At 70.7% G+C, this 20,981-nt stretch carries 20 protein-coding genes; 16 read left to right on the top strand and 4 right to left on the bottom strand.

Annotation, left to right across the window (positions count from 1 at the left end; genetic code table 11):
* Positions 1-17 precede the first annotated feature (17 nt).
* Complete coding sequence (uvrA, locus tag ACFFR3_RS31295) at positions 18-2,858, top strand: excinuclease ABC subunit UvrA (RefSeq protein WP_364381121.1); 2,841 nt, start codon at positions 18-20, stop codon at positions 2,856-2,858.
* 229 nt (positions 2,859-3,087) lie between these two features.
* On the opposite strand, the gene ACFFR3_RS31290 is transcribed toward uvrA, so the two are convergent.
* A complete protein-coding gene (locus ACFFR3_RS31290; protein ID WP_379484294.1) occupies positions 3,088-3,753 on the bottom strand; it encodes a DUF2306 domain-containing protein in 666 nt (221 codons plus the stop codon).
* A gap of 374 nt (positions 3,754-4,127) precedes the next feature.
* On the opposite strand from ACFFR3_RS31290, the gene ACFFR3_RS31285 reads away from it, so the two are divergent.
* The 7 genes from ACFFR3_RS31285 to whiA all read left to right on the top strand — a co-directional run bounded on the left by ACFFR3_RS31285 (position 4,128) and on the right by whiA (position 10,677).
* Positions 4,128-4,538, top strand: a complete 411-nt coding sequence (locus ACFFR3_RS31285; protein WP_379484293.1) for a Rieske (2Fe-2S) protein — start codon at positions 4,128-4,130, stop codon at positions 4,536-4,538.
* 132 nt (positions 4,539-4,670) lie between these two features.
* Positions 4,671-5,129 carry a Rieske (2Fe-2S) protein gene (locus ACFFR3_RS31280; RefSeq protein ID WP_364381112.1) on the top strand — a complete coding sequence of 153 codons (459 nt, stop codon included), beginning with the start codon at positions 4,671-4,673 and terminating at the stop codon, positions 5,127-5,129.
* 46 nt (positions 5,130-5,175) lie between these two features.
* A complete protein-coding gene (locus ACFFR3_RS31275) occupies positions 5,176-5,655 on the top strand; it encodes a Rieske (2Fe-2S) protein (protein WP_345386159.1) in 480 nt (159 codons plus the stop codon).
* A gap of 115 nt (positions 5,656-5,770) precedes the next feature.
* The gene (gene uvrC, locus ACFFR3_RS31270; RefSeq protein ID WP_364381109.1) at positions 5,771-7,699 is read left to right on the top strand and encodes an excinuclease ABC subunit UvrC; all 1,929 of its coding nucleotides are present in this window, start codon (positions 5,771-5,773) and stop codon (positions 7,697-7,699) included.
* A gap of 64 nt (positions 7,700-7,763) precedes the next feature.
* Positions 7,764-8,630 carry an RNase adapter RapZ gene (gene rapZ / locus ACFFR3_RS31265; protein WP_364381106.1) on the top strand — a complete coding sequence of 289 codons (867 nt, stop codon included), beginning with the start codon at positions 7,764-7,766 and terminating at the stop codon, positions 8,628-8,630.
* 23 nt (positions 8,631-8,653) lie between these two features.
* Positions 8,654-9,625, top strand: coding sequence for a gluconeogenesis factor YvcK family protein (locus ACFFR3_RS31260; protein WP_364574621.1), 972 nt, complete (start codon positions 8,654-8,656; stop codon positions 9,623-9,625).
* A gap of 71 nt (positions 9,626-9,696) precedes the next feature.
* On the top strand, positions 9,697-10,677 hold the full coding sequence (gene whiA, locus ACFFR3_RS31255) for a DNA-binding protein WhiA (protein ID WP_026214667.1): 981 nt from the start codon (positions 9,697-9,699) through the stop codon (positions 10,675-10,677).
* Between the two features lie 58 nt (positions 10,678-10,735).
* Here whiA and ACFFR3_RS31250 read toward each other — a convergent pair whose 3' ends face one another.
* On the bottom strand, positions 10,736-11,377 hold the full coding sequence (locus tag ACFFR3_RS31250; RefSeq protein WP_379484292.1) for a hypothetical protein: 642 nt from the start codon (positions 11,375-11,377) through the stop codon (positions 10,736-10,738).
* Positions 11,378-11,561: 184 nt separating this feature from the next.
* Here ACFFR3_RS31250 and gap point away from each other — a divergent pair, with 184 nt between their 5' ends.
* The 5 genes from gap (at position 11,562) to ACFFR3_RS31225 (ending at position 15,352) form a co-directional block, all read left to right on the top strand.
* Complete coding sequence (gap, locus tag ACFFR3_RS31245) at positions 11,562-12,566, top strand: type I glyceraldehyde-3-phosphate dehydrogenase (protein WP_345386153.1); 1,005 nt, start codon at positions 11,562-11,564, stop codon at positions 12,564-12,566.
* A gap of 67 nt (positions 12,567-12,633) precedes the next feature.
* Positions 12,634-13,821 carry a phosphoglycerate kinase gene (locus ACFFR3_RS31240; RefSeq protein ID WP_364381194.1) on the top strand — a complete coding sequence of 396 codons (1,188 nt, stop codon included), beginning with the start codon at positions 12,634-12,636 and terminating at the stop codon, positions 13,819-13,821.
* A 3-nt stretch (positions 13,822-13,824) separates the two neighbouring features.
* Entirely contained in the window at positions 13,825-14,604 is a 780-nt protein-coding gene (gene tpiA, locus ACFFR3_RS31235) for a triose-phosphate isomerase (RefSeq protein ID WP_379484291.1), read from the top strand.
* Between the two features lie 99 nt (positions 14,605-14,703).
* Positions 14,704-14,934: a preprotein translocase subunit SecG gene (gene secG, locus ACFFR3_RS31230; protein ID WP_345386151.1), complete on the top strand. Its 231-nt coding sequence runs from the start codon at positions 14,704-14,706 to the stop codon at positions 14,932-14,934.
* Between the two features lie 73 nt (positions 14,935-15,007).
* Entirely contained in the window at positions 15,008-15,352 is a 345-nt protein-coding gene (locus tag ACFFR3_RS31225; protein ID WP_355421780.1) for an RNA polymerase-binding protein RbpA, read from the top strand.
* 50 nt (positions 15,353-15,402) lie between these two features.
* On the opposite strand, the gene ACFFR3_RS31220 is transcribed toward ACFFR3_RS31225, so the two are convergent.
* The gene (locus tag ACFFR3_RS31220; protein ID WP_379484290.1) at positions 15,403-17,004 is read right to left on the bottom strand and encodes an amidohydrolase; all 1,602 of its coding nucleotides are present in this window, start codon (positions 17,002-17,004) and stop codon (positions 15,403-15,405) included.
* A 161-nt stretch (positions 17,005-17,165) separates the two neighbouring features.
* Between ACFFR3_RS31220 and ACFFR3_RS31215 the strand changes: the two genes are divergently transcribed.
* Together ACFFR3_RS31215 and ACFFR3_RS31210 are read left to right on the top strand one after the other, a co-directional pair.
* Positions 17,166-18,188: a GNAT family N-acetyltransferase gene (locus ACFFR3_RS31215; protein ID WP_364381090.1), complete on the top strand. Its 1,023-nt coding sequence runs from the start codon at positions 17,166-17,168 to the stop codon at positions 18,186-18,188.
* A 53-nt stretch (positions 18,189-18,241) separates the two neighbouring features.
* Entirely contained in the window at positions 18,242-19,456 is a 1,215-nt protein-coding gene (locus ACFFR3_RS31210; RefSeq protein WP_379484289.1) for an ROK family protein, read from the top strand.
* A 16-nt stretch (positions 19,457-19,472) separates the two neighbouring features.
* Here the strand turns inward: ACFFR3_RS31210 and ACFFR3_RS31205 are convergent, their stop codons facing one another.
* Complete coding sequence (locus ACFFR3_RS31205) at positions 19,473-20,084, bottom strand: Clp protease N-terminal domain-containing protein (protein ID WP_465263758.1); 612 nt, start codon at positions 20,082-20,084, stop codon at positions 19,473-19,475.
* A 73-nt stretch (positions 20,085-20,157) separates the two neighbouring features.
* Between ACFFR3_RS31205 and ACFFR3_RS31200 the strand changes: the two genes are divergently transcribed.
* On the top strand, positions 20,158-20,949 hold the full coding sequence (locus tag ACFFR3_RS31200) for a hypothetical protein (RefSeq protein ID WP_345386147.1): 792 nt from the start codon (positions 20,158-20,160) through the stop codon (positions 20,947-20,949).
* Positions 20,950-20,981 lie beyond the last annotated feature (32 nt).

Genomic DNA, 20,981 nt, shown 5'->3' with positions numbered 1-20,981 from the left:
CGACTTCCGGGATCGCCGTGGCTGACCGCCTGATCGTGCGTGGTGCACGAGAACACAACCTCAAAGACGTCTCGCTGGATCTGCCGCGAGACTCGCTGATCGTCTTCACCGGCCTATCCGGCTCGGGCAAGTCGAGCCTGGCCTTCGACACGATCTTCGCTGAGGGCCAGCGGCGCTACGTCGAGTCGCTGTCGGCGTACGCCCGCCAGTTCCTCGGCCAGATGGACAAGCCCGACGTCGACTTCATCGAGGGCCTGTCGCCGGCGGTCTCCATCGACCAGAAGGCCACCAGCAAGAACCCCCGCTCCACCGTCGGCACCATCACCGAGGTCTACGACTACCTGCGGCTGCTGTGGGCCCGCATCGGCAAGCCGCACTGCCCGGTGTGCGCGCGCCCGATCGCCCGCCAGTCGCCGCAGCAGATCGTCGACCGCGTGATGGACCTCGAAGAGGGCACCAGGTTCCAGGTCCTCGCGCCGGTCGTCAGGGGGCGCAAGGGCGAATACGCCGAGCTGTTCCGCGAGCTGCAGACCAAGGGCTTCGCCAGGGCGCGGGTCGACGGCACCGTCGTGCGGCTGGAGGAGCCGCCGACGCTGAAGAAGTACGAGAAGCACGACATCGAGGTCATCGTCGACCGCCTGTCGGTCAAGGAGTCGGCGCGGCGGCGGCTCAACGACTCCGTCGAGACGGCGCTGCAGCTGTCCGGCGGCACGATCACGCTGGAGTTCGTCGACCTGCCGGAAGACGACCCCAACCGCGAGCGCTTCTACTCCGAGCACCTCTACTGCCCCTACGACGACCTGTCGTTCGAGGAGATGGAGCCGCGCTCGTTCTCCTTCAACTCGCCGTTCGGCGCCTGCCCCGAGTGCACAGGTCTCGGCACCAAGATGGAGGTCGACCCCGACCTCGTCGTGCCCGACCCCGAGCGCGCGCTCGGCGACGGCGCCATCCACCCCTGGTCGGGCGGCCACACCAGCGAATACTTCACCAGGCTGATCGAGGCGCTCGGCCACGCCATGGGGTTCGGCCTCGACACGCCGTGGGAGCGGCTGCCGAAGAAGGCCCAGAAGTCGCTGCTCTACGGGCACGAAGAGCAGATCCACGTGCGCTACAGCAACCGCTTCGGCCGCCAGCGCGCCTACTACACCACCTACGACGGCGTCATCCCGTGGGTGCAGCGCAGGCACGCCGAGGCCGAGAGCGACGCGGCGCGCGAGCGCTTCGAGGGCTACATGCGCGAGATCCCGTGTCCCGCCTGTAAGGGGGCCAGGCTCAAGCCGGTCAGTCTGTCGGTCACGGTCGCCGGGAAGTCGATCGCCGAGGTCTCGTCGATGTCGATCGGCGAGTGCGCCAAGTTCCTCGCCGCGCTCAAGCTGTCCGACCGCGACATGCAGATCGCCGAGCGGGTGGTCAAGGAGATCAACGCCCGCATGGGCTTCCTGCTCGACGTCGGCCTCGACTACCTCACGATGGACCGCGCCGCCGCCACCCTCGCCGGTGGCGAGGCGCAGCGCATCAGGCTCGCCACGCAGATCGGCTCTGGCCTGGTCGGCGTGCTCTACGTGCTGGACGAGCCGTCCATCGGCCTGCACCAGCGCGACAACATGCGGCTGCTCGACACCCTGATCAGGCTGCGCGACATGGGCAACACGCTGATCGTGGTCGAGCATGACGAGGACACCATCGCCGCCGCCGACTGGGTGGTCGACATCGGGCCGGGCGCCGGCGAGCACGGCGGCCAGGTCGTCGTGTCCGGCACCGTCCAGGACCTCCTCACCAGCGAGGAGTCGATGACCGGCGCGTACCTGTCGGGGCGCAGGAGCATCGCCGTGCCCGCCAAGCGCCGCAAGCGTGACAAGAAGCGGCAGATCACCGTCAAGGGGGCGCGCGAGCACAACCTCAAGGGCGTCGACATCGAGTTCCCGCTCGGCGTGTTCACCGCGGTCACCGGGGTGTCGGGGTCCGGCAAGTCGACGCTGGTCAACGACATCCTCTACAACGCGCTGGCCAAAGAGCTCAACGGCGCCCGTACGGTGCCGGGGCGGCACTCCCGCATCAACGGCATGGACCAGGTCGACAAGGTCGTCCACGTCGACCAGTCGCCGATCGGGCGCACCCCGCGCTCCAACCCGGCCACCTACACCGGCGTCTTCGACCACGTCCGCAAGCTGTTCGCGGCCACGGCCGAGGCGAAGGTGCGCGGCTACCAGCCGGGGCGCTTCAGCTTCAACGTCAAGGGCGGGCGCTGCGAGGCGTGCGCCGGCGACGGCACCATCAAGATCGAGATGAACTTCCTGCCCGACGTCTACGTCCCCTGCGAGGTCTGCCACGGCGCCCGCTACAACAGGGAGACGCTGGAGGTCCACTACAAGGGCAAGACGATCGCCGAGGTCCTCGACATGCCGATCGAAGAGGCCCTCGGCTTCTTCGACGCGATCCCCGCCATCAAGCGGCACCTGCAGACGCTCAACGACGTGGGGCTCGGTTACGTACGCCTCGGGCAGCCGGCCACCACGCTGTCCGGCGGTGAGGCGCAGCGCGTCAAGCTGGCCTCCGAGCTGCAGCGGCGGCAGACCGGGCGGACGATCTACGTCCTCGACGAGCCCACCACCGGGCTGCACTTCGAGGACATCAGGCGGCTGCTCGGCGTGCTCGGGCGGCTGGTCGACGGCGGCAACACCGTCATCGTCATCGAGCACAACCTCGACGTCATCAAGACCGCCGACTGGATCATCGACATGGGTCCCGAGGGCGGGTCGCGCGGCGGCACGCTGGTGGCGGCGGGGACGCCGGAGGAGGTCGCGCTGGTGGACGAGAGCCACACGGGCCGCTTCCTCCGCAAGATCCTCTCCCTCTGACCCACCCGATCCGCCCCCTGACGCCTGGGGGCGGATCGCCCGGTCGTGGGTGCTGTCGGCGAGGGGGCGGGTCTCGTGGCCGATAGGTCGAGGTGGCTGGTCGGGTGCTCGGATGTGGTGGTCGGTTGTCAGGTTGTGTGGTGTGGTCGGTTGTCAGGTTGTGTGGTGTGGCCGGGTGTGGTGGTCGGTCGTCAGGTTGTGTGGTGGAGTCAGGTGTGGTGGTCGGTCGTCAGGTTGAGCGGTGGGTGCGGGTGCGGGTGCGGGCGCGGCGCTTGGCGGCGTCGGTGCGTTCCAGCCACCACTCGGCCACCAGCAGGGGCAGCACCCAGCCGAGCCAGGCGCTCAGGGCCGCGATCGTCTGCATCAGCTGCGTCTCGTCGCCGTTGAAGGTCGTGTCGAGCTGGGGGAAGAACAGGATTCCGAACAGCACGCCGTAGATGCGGTTGGTGACGATCGACATGGTCAGGGCGAAGCTCCGCACCATCCAGCGGCGGTGGTCAGCGAAGCGGCGCTGCCTGGCCATCCGCCAGCCGGCCAGCGTGCAGCCCAGCCACAGCAGGGCCAGCAGGACGTTGCTGACCATCGTGACCGGGCCCCATGGTGTCGCCACGCCCACGGTCAGTCCGAGGAGACCGCTCGGGAGGCAGCCGGCGAAGACGTACACGCGGCCGATCCGGCGGTGTGCGCGGGGGTAACGGGCGCGGAACCACGGCCAGATCTGCAGGCAGCACGTGATCATCGCGATCGAGCCGAACACCACGTGCAGGGAGAGCACCGCGAAGTGCGGCGGGAAGAAGTCAGGGGCCGGCACTCGTGACTGTGCGGGGTCCAGCGACAGGTACGGCGGCAGCGAGAACGCCACGAACGCCGCCGCCACCACCATCAACGGCGCCACCCACGGCCTCCGCCACCATCGAGGACGCACGCCCGAGGCGGGAGCGCCCCGACCCGAGGTGGCTCGGTCGAGGGGGAGCGGGTCCGCCGGCGTGGGGTCGAAGGGGCCAGGGCTGGAGGCGTCTGAGCCGGACGTGGCTCGGTCAGAGGTGAGCGGGCCGGTGGGGGTTGGACCGGTGGGGAGGGTCATGGTCCGAGGGTGGGGGGTGGCGCTGACCGTGGGCGTACCACCCGCTGACCGGACCGAGGGGTGTCGTCAATAAGCTGTTTTCACGATGATGGCCGCATCGGGGCGACACCGGCGGCCGGCAGATACGGCACGCGCATTCGTACGCGCGAAAGACATCAGGCGACGGGACAGATCGGGGCGGAGCCATGTCCGGAAACGGGTTGGGGCGGCGGGAGATGCTGGGTGCGGCGGGGGTGGCGGCCTGTGGGCTGGCGGCGCTGACCGCGTGCGGATCAGGGGGCGCGCAGGCCCAGCCGAGCCTCCAGGGGAAGGTGCTGGCCAAGACGGCGGACGTGCCGGTGGGCGGGGGGAAGCTCATCGAGGACCTGAAGGTCGTGGTGACGCAGCCCGAGCCGGGAGTCTTCAAGGCGTTCAGCTCGCTGTGCACGCACAAGGGGTGCCAGGTCGGTACGCCCAAGGACAACGTCATCAGGTGCGCGTGCCACGGCAGCGAGTTCACCGCGGACACCGGTAAGGCGACGAAGGGTCCGGCCACCGGGTCGCTGCCCTCCTTCCCGGTCAAGGTGGAAGGCGACGGCATCGTGATCGTCGGCTGAGCTCCGGCCGCCGGAAGGCGTTTCGCCAATCGGTAATTGTGCGTAGTCGGCTCGATTGGGGTGCGGCACGCTGAACCCCTGCCAGGGCGCGGGCCGTACCTGGGAGTGAAAGCCGATCTGGGAGGACGCACGATGACGGAAACGACGCGGCGGACGGTTGTCTTCGGGGCCGGCACCGCCGGCCTGGCGGCCGTGCTGACGGCCTGCGCGAGCTACGGCACGCCGGAGACCGAGGCGGACGTGGAGGCGCCGGTTGAGGAGGAGGCGTCGTCCGCACCCAAGAAGGGCGAGGCGAAGGCCAAGGCGAAGGCGCTGGCCGACACCGGCGACATCCCCGAGGGCGGGGGGAAGGTCTTCAAGAACCAGCAGGTCGTCGTGACGCAGCCGACGGCCGGCGAGTTCAAGGCGTTCAGCGCGGTCTGCACCCACCAGGGCTGTACGGTCGCCTCCGTCTCGAACCAGACGATCAACTGCCCCTGCCACGGCAGCAAGTTCAGCATCGCCGACGGCTCGGTGACGGACGGACCGGCGGGCAGCCCGCTGGAGGAGAAGCAGATCGAGGTGGACGGCGAGAAGATCAGACTTGCCTGAGACTCATCTCATGAATTTCTAAGCTGGGTGCGCTTGGGTGAGGCGCATGGCAGATGACCTTCAGAGCCGCAGAGCGGTGTTCGCGAGTGTCGGCGTGGGTGGCCTGGCGCTGGCGATCAGCGCGTGCAGCGGCGACTCCGGTACCGACACGGCGCAGACCGCGCCATCCCCAGCCGAGTCGAGCGCCCCGCAGTCGGGTGCCCCCGAGGCGAGCGCGACGGCGTCCGAGGCCCCGGCCGGCGGCGCGCTGGCCAAGACCGCCGACATCCCGGTGGGCGGCGGCACGGTCTTCAAGGAGCAGAAGATCGTGGTGACGCAGCCCACCGAGGGCGAGTTCAAGGCGTTCAGCGCGTTGTGCACGCACAAGGGCTGCCCGGTCACCAGCGTCGAGAACGGCGCGATCGTGTGCCCGTGCCACAACAGCATGTTCGCCATCGCCGACGGATCCGTGTCCGGCGGGCCGGCGCAGAAGCCCCTGCCGGCGCAGGAGATCAAGGTCGAGGGCGACAGCATCATGCTGGCCTGACCATGCCGGCCTGACCATGCTGACCTGACCATGCTGATTTGATGGGGTGCCCGCCGTACGAGCGCGAAGAGTACGGCGGGCAACTCTGTCGGTATGGGCTACTAGGCTGACAGGCGTGGCGAGATCAGCGGCTAACACCTTGAGTTTCCGGCCCAGGCCGGGTTCGATCCCGGAGTCCCCGGGGGTCTACAGGTTCAGGGACGCGCACGGCCGGGTGATCTACGTCGGCAAGGCCAAGAGCCTGCGCCAGCGGCTCAACTCCTATTTCGCCGACTTCTCCGCGCTGCATCCCCGCACGCAGTCGATGCTGACCACGGCCGCCGACGTCGACTGGACGGTCGTCGGCACCGAGGTCGAGGCGCTGCAGCTCGAATACTCCTGGATCAAGGAGTTCGACCCCCGCTTCAACGTCAAGTACCGCGACGACAAGTCCTACCCCTACCTCGCGGTCACCATGGGCGACGACTTCCCGCGCGTGCAGGTCATGCGCGGAGCCAAGCGCAAGGGCACCCGTTATTTCGGCCCCTACTCCCACGCCTGGGCCATCCGCGAGACCGTCGACCTGCTGCTGCGGGTCTTCCCTGTGCGCACGTGCAGCGCCGGGGTGTTCAAGCGGGCGGGGCAGATCGGGCGGCCGTGCCTGCTCGGCTACATCGACAAGTGCTCGGCGCCGTGCGTCGGCCGGGTGACTCCTGAGGAGCACCGCGACCTGGCCGAGGACTTCTGCGACTTCATGGCGGGCAACACCAGCCGCTTCATCAGGCGTCTCGAGAAGGAGATGCGCGAGGCGGCCGCCGAGCAGGAGTACGAACGCGCCGCCCGGCTGCGCGACGACATCCAGGCGTTGCAGCGGGCGCTGGAGAAGCAGGCCGTCGTGCTCGGCGAGGGCACCGACGCCGACGTGATCGCGCTGGCCGAAGACCCGCTCGAAGCGGCCGTGCAGGTGTTCTACGTGCGCGGCGGGCGCATCAGGGGCCAGCGCGGCTGGGTGGTCGACAAGGTCGAGGAGACCTCGCCCGGCGAGCTGGTCGAGCAGTTCCTGCTGCAGATGTACGCCGAGGCGGGCGCCGAGTCGATGCCCCGTGAGGTGCTGGTGCCCGCGCTGCCGCCCGACACCGAGGCGGTGGCCGAGCTGCTGACCGAGCAGCGCCGGGCCCGCGTCGAGGTGCGGGTGCCGCAGCGCGGCGACAAGAAGTCGCTGATGGAGACCGTCGAGCGCAACGCGAAGGAGTCGCTGGCCCAGCACAAGATCCGCCGCGCCAGCGACCTGACCACGCGCAGCAAGGCGCTGCAGGAGATCGCCGACGCGCTCGACCTCGACCAGGCGCCGCTGCGCGTCGAGTGCTACGACGTCTCCCACCTGCAGGGCGAGAACGTCGTGGCCTCCATGGTGGTCTTCGAGGACGGCCTGGCCCGCAAGAGCGAATACCGGCGCTTCGCGGTCAAGACCAAGGAGGGCGACGTCGCCTCGATCTACGAGGTGATCACCCGCCGCTTCCGCCGCTATCTGGAGGAGCGTTCGGCCACCGGCGAGCTGGCGGCCGACGACGACGCGGGCGGCGGCCCCATCGACCCGGAGACCGGCAAGCCGCGCAAGTTCGCCTACCCGCCCAACCTCGTCGTGGTCGACGGCGCCGGCCCTCAGGCGGCGGCCGCGCAGCGGGCGCTCGACGAGCTCGGCATCGACGACGTGTCGGTGTGCGGCCTGGCCAAGCGGCTGGAGGAGGTGTGGCTGCCGGGCGACGACCAGCCGGTGATCATGCCTCGTTCAAGTGAGGGTCTCTACCTGCTGCAACGGGTGCGGGACGAAGCGCACAGGTTCGCCATCACCTACCATCGATCCAAGAGGTCCAAGACGGTGAAGGAGAGCGCGCTCGACGGCGTGCCCGGCCTCGGGCCGGCGCGAAGGCAGGCGCTGCTCAGACACTTCGGCTCCGTGAAAAAGCTACGCGAGGCCACTGCCGCCGAAATCTGCGAGGTTCCCGGCATCGGCCCGTCCATCGCCGAGGTCATCGTGTCGACGCTGAAGGGAGAGTCACCTTGATCTCGCCAGGATGCCAGGGTGCGCACGCCGTACGTTCCTGTCCGCCCGCGGATGAGGTGAGACGATGAGCACCGAGCCGGCGTTCGTCATCGTCACCGGCATGTCCGGGGCGGGGCGCAGCACCGCCGCCAAGGCGCTCGAGGATCTGGGCTGGTTCGTCATCGACAACCTGCCGCCCGGGCTGCTGTTCGCCATGGCCGAGGAGGCCGGCAAGGTCAAGCTGGCCGCCGACAAGGTGGCCGCCGTCGTCGACGTGCGCAGCCTTGCCTTCACCACCGACCTCAACGCCGCCATCGAGGAGCTCGAAGGGCGCGGGGTCCGCGTGCGGGTGGTCTTCCTCGAGGCCAGCGACGAGGAGCTGGTGCGCAGGTTCGAGAACGTCCGCAGGCCCCACCCGCTGCAGGGTGAGGGGCGGCTGGTCGACGGCATCACCAGGGAGCGCGGCATCCTGCGCGAGGTGCGCGCCAACGCCGACCTGGTGATCGACACCTCCACCCACAACGTGCACGACCTGCGCGGCAAGATCGTCGACTTCTTCGGCGGCGAAGACCGGCCGGGGCTGCGGCTCAACGTCGTGTCGTTCGGCTTCAAGTACGGCCTGCCGGTCGACGCCGACCTCGTGGTCGACTGCCGGTTCCTGCCCAACCCGCACTGGGTGCCCGAGCTGCGGCCGATGAACGGGCTCGATCCCGCGGTCAGCGACTACGTGCTCGGCCAGCCGGGGGCCAAGGAGTTCCTCGACGCCTACGAGGAGGTCCTGCAGGTGGTCGCGGCCGGCTACGCGCGCGAGGGCAAGAGCTACGCGACGCTCGCGGTGGGCTGCACCGGCGGCAAGCACCGCAGCGTGGCCATGGCCGAGCAGGTCGCCGCCCGGCTGCGTGACCGCGGCATGGAGGTCCAGGTGAGCCACCGGGATGTGGGGCGGGAGTGACCGATGAAGGCGTTCCGTCACCGATGACGGGCGCACCCGACGTCCTGGGCGTCGGCAGGACCGGCATCGGGCCGGCGGTCGTCGCGCTGGGCGGCGGCCACGGGCTCTACGCGTCCCTGTCGGCCTTACGGATGGTGACCGACCGGTTGACCGCCGTGGTGACGGTCGCCGACGACGGCGGCTCCAGCGGGCGGCTGCGCCGTGAGCTGGGCGTGCTGCCGCCCGGTGACCTGCGCATGGCGCTGGCCGCGCTGTGCGGCGACGACGAGTGGGGCAGCACCTGGAGCGAGGTCGTCCAGCATCGCTTCCGCAGTGAGGGCGAGCTGCACGGTCACGCGGTCGGCAACCTGCTGATCGTGGCGCTGTGGGAGCTGCTCGGCGACCCGGTGGCCGGGCTCGACTGGGTCGGGCGGCTGCTGGGCGCACACGGGCGGGTGCTGCCGATGGCCTCGGTGCCGCTCGACATCGTGGCCGAGGTGGAGCTCGACGGCGTCATCTCGCCCGTGCGCGGCCAGGTGGCCTGCGCCTCGACGCCCGGCCGCGTGCAGGCCATCTCGCTGGTGCCGGAGGACCCGCCGGCCAGGCCGGAGGCGGTCGCGGCGGTGCTGGAGGCCGACTGGGTGGTGTTCGGGCCAGGGTCGTGGTTCACCAGCGTGCTGCCGCACCTCAAGGTGCCGGCGCTGGCCAGGGCGCTGCACGCCACCCGCGCGAAGAGGCTGGTCACGCTCAACCTCGCCCCCCAGCCGGGCGAGACCGACGACTTCTCCCCCCAGCAGCACCTGGAGGTGCTCAGGCAGCACGCTCCCGGCCTGTCGATCGACGTGGTGCTGGCCGACACCGGGGTCGTCGACGATCCCGACGCCCTCGACAAGGCGGCGGGCGCGCTCGGCGCCAGGCTCGTCATGGCCGACGTGGCCGCCTCCGACGGCTCGCCCCGGCATGACCCACGACGTCTTGCCTCCGTCCTGGACGAGATTTTCCTCCAGAAGCGTTGATCCTGGTCGGCGTGGCGCGAAGGTGCGAGAGACTCAAGAGAGCCGGTCTGAATGGGGGAGAGGACTAACGCATGGCGATGACAGGTGTGGTGAAGGACGAGCTGAGCCGCCTGCCGGTGCTGAAGCCGTGCTGCCGCAAGGCGGAGGTTTCGACGCTGCTGCGGTTCGCCAGCGGCCTGCACCTGGTGGGCGGGCGGATCGTGATCGAGGCCGAGCTCGACACCAACGCCACCGCGCGGCGGCTGATCAAGGACATCGGCGAGGTGTTCGGGCACAAGGCCGAGGTGCTGGTGCTGGCTCCCGCCGGGCTGCGCAAGGGCTCGCGCTACGTCGTACGCGTCTACCGCGACGGTGAGGCGCTGGCCAGGCAGACGGGTCTCATCGACAACCACGGCCGCCCCGTGCGGGGGCTGCCGCGTCAGGTCGTGGCGGGCGCGGCCTGCGACGCCGAGGCCGCCTGGCGCGGCGCGTTCCTGGCTCACGGCTCGCTGACCGAGCCAGGCCGGTCGATGTCGCTGGAGGTCACCTGCCCCGGGCCGGAGGCGGCGCTGGCGCTGGTGGGCTCGGCGCGGCGGCTGAAGATCCACGCCAAGGCGCGCGAGGTGCGCGGGGTGGACCGCGTGGTGGTCCGCGACGGCGACGCCATCAGCGCGCTGCTGACCCGGCTCGGGGCGCACGACAGCGTGCTGGCCTGGGAGGAGCGGCGGATGCGCCGCGAGGTGCGGGCCACCGCCAACCGGCTGGCCAACTTCGACGACGCCAACCTGCGGCGCTCGGCGCGGGCCGCGGTGGCGGCGGGCGCGCGGGTGCAGCGGGCGCTGGAGATCCTCGGCGACGAGGCGCCCGAGCACCTGGTGGTGGCCGGGCGGCTGCGGGTGGAACACAAGCAGGCGTCGCTGGAGGAGCTGGGGCAGATCGCCGACCCGCCGCTGACGAAGGACGCCATCGCGGGGCGCATCAGGCGGTTGCTGGCGATGGCCGACAAGAGGGCGTCCGACCTGGGCATCCCCAACACTGAGGCCAATCTCACAGTGGACATGCTGGCCCCGTGACCGGACTCGCCGGCGACCAGGGACGGGGTGCTGCCCGTCCCTCGCCGGGGGCGGCGGGCTAGTCGCGGGCGGGCTTGCGCGGGGTGAACAGGTCCGTGGTGGGCTTGGGGGCGGGCTGCTGGGCGGGCTCGAACGGGGCTCGATACTCCGGCTCGCCGGAGGAGTCCTCCGGCTGGTCGGGCGTCTCGGCGCGCTGCGCCCGGCGCACACGCAGGACCCGCAGGGTGAGCAGGACGAGCGCGGCCAGCGCGGCCACGGCGATGTAGAGCCAGGCCGGCCAGGTCTCGGCCAGCGGCTCGCGGTAGACGCGCAGCGCGTACGGCAGACCCTGGTTGAAGACGGGCAGGCTGACGTCGGACAGGTCGGCGGGCGTGCGCTCGCCCGGCGTGCGCAGGCCCGCGCCGATCAGCACGGACGAGCCGGTGATCTGGCCGGCCGCGACGGCGCCGCCCGCGTACACGGCGGCGAGGGGGACGAGCAGGAGGCTGCGCGGGCGTACGGCGCCCATGGCGAGCGTGACGAGGAGGGCGATGAGCAGCGACAGTGCCAGTGAGATGGGCACTCCGCCCCCGAGGCTCATCACCGCCTCCGGCAGGCTCTCCTGGTACAGCACGGCCGCCCCCAGTCCCGCCGCGCAGACGAGCGCGGCGAGCAGGCCGATGAAGAGCCCGGGTAGTAGGCCGGACCGCTTATGTGACATCTCAGCCCCCAGAGAATGCACGAATTTACTCCGACGAGTCGGGCACTTTACTCGAACCTCGCAAAACGTGTCGTAGGAACGCCGATTCACATGCCGGTACCTGCAGTGGTCTAAACCAATTTGGGTCCGATAAGGTTCGTGATTGAGGTTTCCAGCCCGCATCTGTTCGAGGAGATCGGTTCCCGTGAGCATCCGCGTAGGCGTCAACGGCTTCGGCCGCATCGGTCGCAACTTCTGGCGCGCTGTCGCCGCCAGCGGCAAGGACATCGAGATCGTCGCGGTCAACGACCTGACCGACGTTGCGACGCTCGCGCACCTGCTGAAGTACGACAGCATCCTGGGCCGCCTGCCCTACGAGGTGAAGGCCGGCGGCGACGAGATCACGGTCGACGGCAAGTCGATCAAGGTCTTCGCCGAGCGCGACCCGGGCAAGCTGCCGTGGGGCGACCTCGGGGTCGACGTCGTCGTCGAGTCGACCGGCCTGTTCACCGACGCCACCAAGGCCAGGGTGCACGCCGACAACGGCGCCAAGAAGGTCATCATCTCCGCCCCGGCGAAGAACGAGGACGTCACCCTCGTGCTGGGCGTCAACGACGGCGCGTACGACCCGGCCCAGCACACGATCATCTCCAACGCCTCCTGCACCACCAACTGCCTGGCCCCGATGGCCAAGGTCATCCACGACTCCTTCACCATCGAGAAGGGTCTGATGACCACCATCCACGCTTACACGCAGGACCAGAACCTGCAGGACGGCCCGCACAAGGACCTGCGCCGCGCCCGCGCCGCCGCGCTCAACGTGGTGCCCACCTCCACCGGCGCCGCCAAGGCCATCGGCCTGGTCCTGCCCGAGCTCAAGGGCAAGCTCGACGGCTTCGCCATGCGCGTGCCGATCCCCACCGGCTCGGCCACCGACCTGACCGTCGAGGTCGGCCGCGACGTCACGGTCGAGGAGGTCAACGCCGCGGTCAAGGCCGCCGCCGAGGGCCCGCTCAAGGGCATCCTCACCTACACCGAGGACCAGATCGTGTCCTCCGACATCGTCACCGACCCGGCCTCCTGCATCTTCGACGCCGGGCTCACCAAGGTGATCGGCAACCAGGTCAAGGTCGTCGGCTGGTACGACAACGAGTGGGGCTACTCCAACCGCCTGGCCGACCTGGTCGAGCTGGTGGGCCGCGGGCTCTGATGCCGGAGCGGTCGCGTACACACCGGGGCGCGCCGTCCGCGTGCCCCGCAGGAACGGGAGCATGAGCATGCGCACGCTCGACGATCTCGACGTGAAGGGGCGGCGCGTGCTCGTGCGCGCCGACCTCAACGTCCCCCTCGACGGGGAGACGATCACCGACGACGGCCGCATCCGCGCGTCGGTCCCGACGATCAGGGCCCTGCTGGAGCGGGGCGCCAAGGTCGTCGTCTGCGCCCACCTGGGCAGGCCCAAGGGCAAGGCCGAGCCGAAATACTCGCTGCGGCCCGTCGCGGCCCGCCTGGGCGAGCTGCTCGGCCAGGACGTCGCCTTCGCCACCGACGTGGTCGGCGACAGCGCCGCGAGCACGGTGGAGGCGCTCCAGGACGGCCAGGTGGCCCTGCTGGAGAACCTCCGCTACGAGCCGGGCGAGGAGTCCAAGGACGACGCCGAGCGCGGCGCGTTCGCGGAGAGGCTGGCCGGCCTCGCCGAGCTCTACGTCGGCGACGGCTTCGGCGCCGTGCACCGCAAGCACGCCAGCGTCTACGACGTGCCCAGGCTGCTGCCGCACGCGGCGGGCGGGCTGATCGAGGCCGAGGTCGGGGTGCTGCGCAGGCTCACCGAGGACACCGAGCGCCCCTACGTGGTCGTGCTCGGCGGCGCCAAGGTCTCCGACAAGCTGGGGGTCATCGCCAACCTGCTGACCAAGGTCGACAGGCTGCTCATCGGCGGCGGCATGGCGTACACGTTCCTCAAGGCCCAGGGCCACGAGGTCGGCAACTCGCTGCTGCAGGAGGACCAGCTCGACCAGGTGCGCGGCTTCCTCGACGAGGCCGGGCGGCGCGGCGTCGAGCTGGTGCTGCCCGTCGACGTGCTCGCGGCGGTCACCTACGCCCCCGACGCCGAGCACGACGTGGTCGAGGCCACCGCGATCCCGGCCGACCGCGAGGGGCTCGACATCGGGCCGAAGACGCGCGAGCTGTTCGCGAGCAAGGTCGCCGACGCCAGGACCGTGTTCTGGAACGGGCCGATGGGCGTGTTCGAGTTCGACGCGTTCTCCGGCGGCACCAAGGCCGTGGCCGAGGCGCTCATCGGCGCCGACGCGTTCACCGTGGTGGGCGGCGGCGACTCCGCGGCCGCCGTACGCAGGCTCGGCCTGCCCGAGGACGGCTTCTCGCACATCTCCACGGGTGGCGGGGCCAGCCTCGAATATCTCGAGGGCAAGACCCTCCCCGGACTCGCGGCCCTGGAGGACTGAGAGTTGCAGCGCAAGCCGCTCATCGCCGGCAACTGGAAGATGAACCTCAACCATCTCGAGGCCATCGCGCTGGTCCAGAAGCTGGCCTTCGCGCTCAACGACAAGGACTTCGACAAGGTCGAGGTCGCCGTCCTGCCTCCCTACACCGACCTGCGCAGCGTCCAGACCCTGGTCGACGGCGACAAGCTCAGGATCGTGTACGGCGCCCAGGACCTGTCCAGGCACGACGGGGGCGCCTACACCGGTGAGGTGTCGGGCGTCATGCTGGCCAAGCTCGGCTGCACCTACGTGACGATCGGCCACTCCGAGCGCCGCCAATACCACGGCGAGGACGACGACCTCGTCAACGCCAAGGTGCAGGCGGCCTACCGCCACTCGCTGACGCCCATCCTGTGCGTGGGCGAGGGCCTGGAGGTGCGTCAAGAGGGGCACCACATCGCGTACAGTCTCGGCCAACTCGACGGCGCGCTGCGCAAAATCGACGCCGAGCAGGCAAAATCGATAGTGGTGGCCTACGAACCGGTGTGGGCGATCGGCACCGGCGAGGTGGCCACCCCTGAGGACGCGCAGGAGGTCTGCGGGGCGTTGCGAGTGAGACTCGCGGAGCTCTACGACACCGAAGTGGCCTCGGGGGTCCGTATCCTTTACGGTGGCTCGGTCAAGTCAGGGAACATCGCGGGGATCATGGCTCAGCCGGATGTCGACGGCGCGCTCGTGGGCGGTGCCAGCATCGACGCCGGGGAGTTCGCGAAGATCTGCCGATTCTCTGATATACCCGGCTAACTCGGCCGTTCTGGGGGTGCGACTTGACATCAGGTCGTACCCTCAAGAGGCAAGTTTGAATCGTCACGCGTAACAGAGCATCGAAGGAACAGGCATACCGTGGAACTCGGAATCTCCATCGCCCTCATCCTGGCGAGCCTTCTCATGATCCTGCTCGTCCTGCTCCACAAGGGCAAGGGTGGTGGCCTGTCTGACATGTTCGGCGGCGGTTTCTCGTCGAACTTCGGTGGTTCCTCGGTGGTGGAGCGCAACCTCGACCGGCTGACCGTCATCACGGGCGTGGTCTGGTTCGTCTGCATCATCGCTCTGGGCCTGCTTCTGCGGTCCTGAGCAATCAGTTAACGCGTGACAGTGATTCTCCCCCCGTGTCCGCACACGGGGCGATCGAGCGAGGAGTTCATCCGTGGGTAGTGGCAACGCGATCCGTGGCAGCCGTGTCGGCGCCGGCCCGATGGGGGAGGCCGAGCGCGGCGAGGCAGCTCCGAGAGTGCGGGTCTCGTTCTGGTGCGCCAACATGCACGAGACGCGCCCCAGTTTCGCCAGCGACGCGGCGGTCCCCGAGCTGTGGGACTGCCCCCGTTGTGGCCTCCCAGCCGGCCAGGACGAGGAGGCCCCGCCTGCCCCGCCGAAGAACGAGCCGTACAAGACGCACCTGGCTTACGTGAAGGAGCGCAGGAGCGACAAGGACGGCAAGGCGATCCTCGAGGAGGCACTGGAACGCCTGCGCAGCAGCAAGTCCCCCTGGTAGCGGTGGTAGAAGAAGGGGCCCCGGCGACGCCGGGGCCCCTTCGGCCTGTCTCAGGCCCTCTCGTGCACGATCTCGCCGTCCACGAACGTCATCCGCACCCGCGTCGTCCAGATGTCGCCGGGCGGCAGCGCGAACGGGTCGCGGTCGAGCACCACCAGGTCGGCGGGCCGGCCCGGCTCGATGCGCCCCGCCGGTGAGCGGTTGATCCAGGCCGAGCCCTCGGTGTAGGCCCGCATCGCCGTCGCCAGGCCGATGCGCTGGCCGGGCAGGAACGGCGTCTGCGCGGTCGGGTAGCCGGCGTGCACCGAGCCGCCTGGTTCCGTACGGTTGACCGCCACGTGCATGCCCTGCAGCGGGTCGGCGCTGGAGACCGGCCAGTCGCTGCCGGCGCACAGCCGGGTGCCGCAGGCCACCAGGTCGGCGAACGGATATTGCCACGACGAGCGCGGCTCGCCCAGGTAGGGCAGGGTCAGCTCGTCCATCTGCGCGTGGTGGGTGGCCCACAGCGGCTGCAGGTTGGCCGTGACACCGAGCGCGGCGAAGCGCGGCACGTCGGACGGCTCGATGATCTGCAGGTGGGCGATGTGGTGGCGGTTGGCCGGGTCGGAGCCCTCCAGGCTGTCGAGCGCCTCGCGCACCGCGCGCTCGCCGATGGCGTGGAAGTGCACCTGGAAGCCGCGCCTGTCCAGCTCGGCGACGTACTCCTTGAGCTTGACGGGGTCCACGTACGACAGGCCCGTGCCCCCGCACAGGCAGTACGGCTCCAGCGTGGCGGCGGTGAAGTTCTCCGTGATGCCGTCCTGCATGATCTTCACCGAGCCGGCCGTGAACCGCTCCAGGCCCGCCGCCGACGCGCGCCTCGCCTCCAGGTCCTCGACCTGGTCCGATCCCCGGGTGCGGTCCCACCACAGGGCGCCCGTCACGCGGGCCCGGAGGCGCCCTGAGCGGGCCGCGGACAGGTAGGTGGGCAACGGGTCGTCGGAGCCCGCGTACGAGCCCACGATGGCGTCCTGCCAGCCGGTGACGCCCAGCGAGAACAGGTGCCGCTCGGAGTCCGCCAGCGCGTCCTGGAGGTCCTGGGCGGTCGGGCGGGGGGTGAGCAGGCCGACGAGGTCCATCGCGCCCTCGTGCAGGACGCCCGTCGGCACGCCGCTCGCGTCGCGCTCGATGCGGCCGTCGGCGGGGTCGGGGGTGTCGCGGGTGATGCCGGCGCGTTCGAGTGCCCGGGTGTTGACCCAGGCGGCGTGGTGGTCGCGCTGGATCAGATAGGCGGGGCGGTCGAGAAAGTCGATCTCGTCCCGGTGGGGAAGACCGCCGGGGAATGCCGACATGTCCCATCCGCCGCCATCGATCCACTCTTTATCCGGATTTTTCGCGGCATAGTCCGCGATCTTTTCTTTGTACGCCTCAAGGCCGAAAACTTCGGACAAGTCGCACTTTGCGCGTTCGAGGCCCGCCTGAATCGGGTGCATGTGCGCGTCCGTGAAACCCGGCACCAGCAGGCCGCCGCCGAGATCGACCGTCTCGTGCGGCTCGCGCGCCAGCTCCCCCTCCGGCCCCACGGCGGCGATCACGCCGCCCCGTACCAGCACGGCCGCGGTCACGACGCCCTCGGGGGTGAAGACCCGGCCGCCGCGGAAGAGGATGTCCATCGCGTGTGTCCTTTCTCGCAGTCGCTCCATCTTGCCGTGCCCGCTGGCCTCCAGGGTCCCGAGGTGACATAGGGCGATATAAGCGGACATCTGGCGATGAATCACGCGATGTAAACACGTCGGTAGCGGCCGCGTAACAGCCGCGCGGCAGGCTCTGACGCATGGGATTCCTGCGCATCCGCACCACGGTGGACGAGCGGCCCGGCCGGCTGGCCTCGCTGGCCGCGGCCCTGGCCGACAGGGGCGGCAACATCCTCGGCCTGAGCGTACAGTCCGACACGGAAGGCACCGTCGACGAGTTCGTCGCCGAGATCCCCGCCGCGCCCGAGACCGTGCGCGAGGCCCTGGAGGCGGCCGGCGGCCGCCGCGTCCAGGTGGTGCCGGCCACCGCCCACGAGCTGACCGACGAGCCCACCAGGGCGCTGCTGCTGGCCTCCAGGCTGCGCACGATGCCGTGGCGGCTGCCCGAGCTGCTGGCCGAGCTGCTGCGCGCGGACGACGCCAGGTGGATCTATGGTGAGGCCGTGAGTGATCTTCCCGACCCGACCCAGCTCCTAGTGCCGGTCGCGCCCAAGCGGGCGGTCCGGCTGCGCCGCGCGGAGCTGCCTTTCACCCTGACCGAGGCGGCCAGGGCGGCCGCCTTCGCCAGGCTCGCCCAGCCCGCCACCGAGCAGCCCGCCGCCGAGCGCGCGATCAAGCTCGCCGACGGAGTGGAGGTGACCGTGCGGCCGCTCACCTCGATCTACCGCGAGGCCGTACGCGACCTGCACGACCGCTGCTCGCCCGAATCGCGCAGGTTCCGCTACTTCACCGCGATGCCGACGCTGCCGCCGCGCATGTTCGACCGGCTCTGCGACAGGAACAAGGGCCACTCGCTGGTCGCCGGGCACGACGGGCAGGTCGTGGGCATGGCCAACCTGCTGTTCACCCCCGACCCCGGCATCGCGGAGATGGCCTTCCTGGTCGAGGACCGCTGGCAGGGGCGCGGTCTCGGCACGGCGATGGCGCGGATGCTCGTCCGCACGGCCCGCGACCTGGGCTACGCCGAGGTCAAGGCGTCCATGCTGTCCGACAACGCACGGATGCGCCGGCTGCTCGTCTCGCTGGGCGCCACGCTCGGCTACACCGACGACCCCGGAGTGGTCGAGGCGCGGCTGCCGGTGGGCGCGGTGGTGCCGGCCTAGATCGGGAGCCGCCTCGCTGGGCTCGTACGGGAACTCGTTCTAAGCTGGCGAGGGTGACGGCGACGGCGGCGGGCGCGCGGACGCAGGAGCAGCTGCGGCAGCGGAACCTGAGCGAGGTGCTGCGGCGCGTGCACAAAGAGGGGGCGGTGTCGCGGGCCGCGCTGAGCCGCCGCATGGGACTCAACCGCAGCACGATCATGGACCTGACGGCCGAGCTGGCCGCGGCCGGGCTCGTCCGCGAGGGGGTGCCCGGCAGCCGGGGGCGTGCGGGGCGGCCGTCCATCGTGGTCGTGCCCGAGCAGGAGGGGCTGTACGGGCTCGCGTTCGACGTCGCCGTGGACCGGTTGCTCGCGGCCCGGGTGGGGCTCGGCGGGCGGGTGCTCGACCGGCGTGAGGCCGTGCGCACGCGGGCCGGGGTCGATCTGGAGGACGTCGTCGGCGTCCTCGCCGCCTTCGGCCGCGAACTGGTCGCCGAAGCCGCTCCCGGGTCGGTGTGCGTGGGGGTCGGGGCGTCGTACTGCGGGCTGATCAGGCGGGCCGACGGCACCGTACGCTACGGGCCGCATCTCGGCTGGGTGGACCAGGCGTTCGGCGCCGAGCTGGCCGCCGGGCTCGGGCTCGGGCTGCCGGTCGAGGTGGGCAACGAGGCGCACCTGGGCGCGGTCGCCGAGCACGTACGAGGGGCGGGCCGCGACGTCGACAACCTCATCTACCTGCACGGCGACGTCGGCGTCGGCGGCGGCATCATCGTCGGCGGCAAGCTGCTCGACGGCGACGGAGGCTACGGCTGCGAGCTCGGCCACATGCTGGTCAACCCCTTCGACGGGCGGCCCTGCCTGTGCGGATCGCGCGGCTGCCTGGAGGCGGAGGCGGGGGAGGAGGCGCTGCTCGGGTACGCGGGGCGGACCGGCGAGCTCGTCGGCCGCGAGGGCATCAGGACCGTCGTCGCCCTCGCCGCCACCGGCGACGCCCGCGCCCGCCACGCGCTCGACCGCGTCGGCGACTGGCTCGGCGTCGGCATCGTCAACCTCATCAACCTGTTCAACCCGGCGCTCGTGGTCTTCGGCGGCATGCTGCGCGACGTCTACCCGGGCGCCGCGCCACGGGTGCGCACCCGCGTGGACGCGCACGTGCTGCCGGTCTCGCGCGAACGCGTCCGGCTGGCCGTGACCGCGCTCGGCGACGACACCACGCTCGCCGGGGCGGCCGAGCTCGCCTTCGCCGGCCTCCTGGACAACCCACTCGACACGGTGGCCGCCCTGCGCTGACCTCCGCGAACCGGCGTCAGCCCGTGCCGGTCTCGTCCTCGCTCGCGTCGTTCTGGCGCCGGTCCGTGGCGGGTTCTTCGCGCTGGATGCCGAGGTGGCGTTCGATGCGGTCGAGGCTCTCCTGGATCCTGGTGAGGCGGTCGATCAATGAGGGGTCGTTGGAGAAGAGCATCTCGCCGGAGCGCTCCTTGGAGCCGCGGCCGACGCGGTTGAGCACGCGCTGGCGTACGTCCGTCAGGTCCGCGCCCGCGTCGGCGAGCGCCTGGGCGGCCGGGCCCTCGCCCTCCCTGATGAGCCCGAGCAGGATGTGCTCGGTGCCGATGTAGTTGTGGCGCAGTTGCAGGGCCTCGCGCAGCGACAGCTCCAGGACCTTCTTGGCGCGCGGCGTGAACGGGATGTGCCCGCCGGGCGGTTTGTCGCCGTGGCCGACCTCCCGCTCCACGAAGGCGCGTACGCGCTCCAGCTGCACGCCGCACCCGTCGAGCACGAGGGAGGCGAGCCCTTCGCGCTCGTGGATGAGGCCGAGCAATATGTGCTCCGTGCCGATGTAGTTGTGGTTCATCATCCGCGCCTCCTCCTGGGCGAGGACGACGACCCTGCGCGCACGGTCGGTGAAGCGTTCGAACACCGGGGGCCTCCGTTCGGCTGGGGCTGCCTCCACTATGCGCTAGAAAACCGGCCGTGAGGGGTATTTGTCCTGTGTGGATCTCGACGAGGTGGCGGACCGCCTGTACGGGGTGCCGCCGCCGGAGTTCACCGCCGCCCGCGCGGAGGCGGCCCGCGCGGCCAAGGAGGCGGGCGACGCCGGGCTCGCCAAGGAGATCGCGAAGCTGGGCAAGCCCACGGTGTCGGCCTGGGCGGTGAACCGGCTCTCCCGCGAGCATTCCGCCGAGCTGGACGAGCTGCTGGAGGTGGGGGAGCGGCTGCGCGCTGCCTGGCAGGAGCAGGACGCGGACGAGCTGGCCGAGCTGACCCGGCTCAGGGGCGAGGTGAGCGCCAAGGTGGGCCGCCTGGCCAGGCAGGCCGGCGACCTGTCGGCCGCCGCCGCCACCGAGGTGGACCAGACGCTGGACGCGGCGCTCGTGGACGAGGAGGCGGCCGCCGAGGTGCGGCGGGGCCGCCTGGCCAAGCCCCTGCGGTACAGCGGCTTCGCCCCCGCGCCCGTCACCCGGCCGCGGCCGTCGCGCGCCAAGAAGAAGGGCGCCGCTGAGGAGGCCGACGAGACCGGCGAGGCCGGCGAGGCCGCCGAGGCGCGCAGGCGCGAGGAGGAGGCGGCCAGGAAGGTCAAGGAGCGCGAGGAGGCCGAGGCGGCGCACCGTGAGTGGCTGGCGACGCTGGAGAGCGCTCAGCGGGAGTACGACGAGCGCGCGGAGAAGGTGGAGCGTCTGGAGAAGAAGCTCGCCAAGGCCCGCAAGAAGCTCGACGACGCCAGGCAGCGCCTGGAGGTCACGAAGCGGGAGGAACGCCACGCCCGGCAACGGCTGGAACGGTGACCGGCGCGGACGGGGGCGGGCCGCGATGGTGA

The sequence above is a fragment of the Nonomuraea salmonea genome (genome assembly GCF_042428605.1).
In the GTDB taxonomy this organism is placed as follows: Bacteria; Actinomycetota; Actinomycetes; order Streptosporangiales; family Streptosporangiaceae; genus Nonomuraea; species Nonomuraea salmonea.
Note: the sequence above shows the minus strand (reverse complement) of the source record. Positions and strands in the feature narration are given on the sequence as shown.